This is a genomic window from Actinoplanes sp. NPDC048791 (assembly GCF_040650095.1).
Classification (GTDB): domain Bacteria; phylum Actinomycetota; class Actinomycetes; order Mycobacteriales; family Micromonosporaceae; genus Actinoplanes.
The window spans coordinates 1-1,035 of record NZ_JBEZGQ010001745.1; the positions used below are offsets into that span (position 1 = coordinate 1).

Annotated in this window: 1 protein-coding gene; it reads left to right on the forward strand. The window is 71.0% G+C overall.

Annotated elements, in window-relative coordinates; genetic code table 11:
- Positions 1–975, forward strand: a 975-nt coding sequence (locus AB0C29_RS50130; protein ID WP_360835677.1) for a DUF885 domain-containing protein, incomplete at its 5' end; no start/stop codon positions are given.
- Positions 976–1,035 lie beyond the last annotated feature (60 nt).

A 1,035-nucleotide genomic window follows, 5' to 3' on the forward strand; every position in this document is an offset into this window, starting at 1 on the left:
CTCGGCCGCCCGGTGTGGGAGGCCCGGCTGTGGCACACCCTCGACACCGAGCTACCGGCCGCTGAGGTCCTGTCCCGCGCCGAACGCAACCTGGCCGAGGTCGGCGAGCAGCTCCGCGCGGCCGCCGCCGAGCTGGCCGGCGGCCCGCCCACCGACGAAACCGTCCGCCGCGCCCTGGACACCCTGGCCGCGCAGCACCCCGACGACAGCACCATCGTCGACCTGGCCAAGGTGACAATGGGCGAGGCGACGGAGTTCGTCCGCGAGCACGCCCTGATGACCCTGATCGACGACCCGTGCGTGATCGAGGAGATGCCCGAGTTCGCCCGCGGCGTGGCGGTGGCCTACTGCGACCCGCCCGGCCCGCTGGAAACCGCGGACGTGCCGACGTTCTACTGCATCGCCCCGGCCCCGTCGGACTGGCCCAAGGACCGCGTGGAGTCGTTCTACCGCGAATACAACGACCACATGCTGCGCAACCTGACGGTCCACGAGGCGATGCCGGGCCACTTCCTGCAGCTGGCGCACTCCCGCCGGTTCCGCGCCGACACCCGCGTCCGGGCCCTGGGCTTCTCAGGCCCGTTCGTGGAGGGCTGGGCGGTCTACGCAGAGGAGCTGATGGCCGGACTGGGCTTCGGTGGCCTGCCGGTGCGCCTGCAACAGCTCAAGATGCAGCTCCGCATGAGCCTCAACGCGATCCTGGACCAGCTGGTGCACTGCGAAGACCTGACCGAGCAAGAAGCAATGGCGATGATGACCGGCCGAGGCTTCCAGGAAGAAGGCGAAGCCGCCGGCAAGTGGAAGCGGGCGCTGCTGACCTCGACCCAACTCTCGACATACTTCGTGGGCTACACCGAAATGTCGGCCATCGCAGCGGCCCGCCCATTCGGCGCCACACCCAAGGCCTGGCACGACGCGATGCTGGCGCACGGGTCGCCGCCGCCTCGGCACTTGCGCACTTTGCTGGGGGTCTGAGGCTCTTCCGCGGCTCGGCGCGGCCACCATCGACCGGGGGCCGGGGGCCGGGGGCCGGGG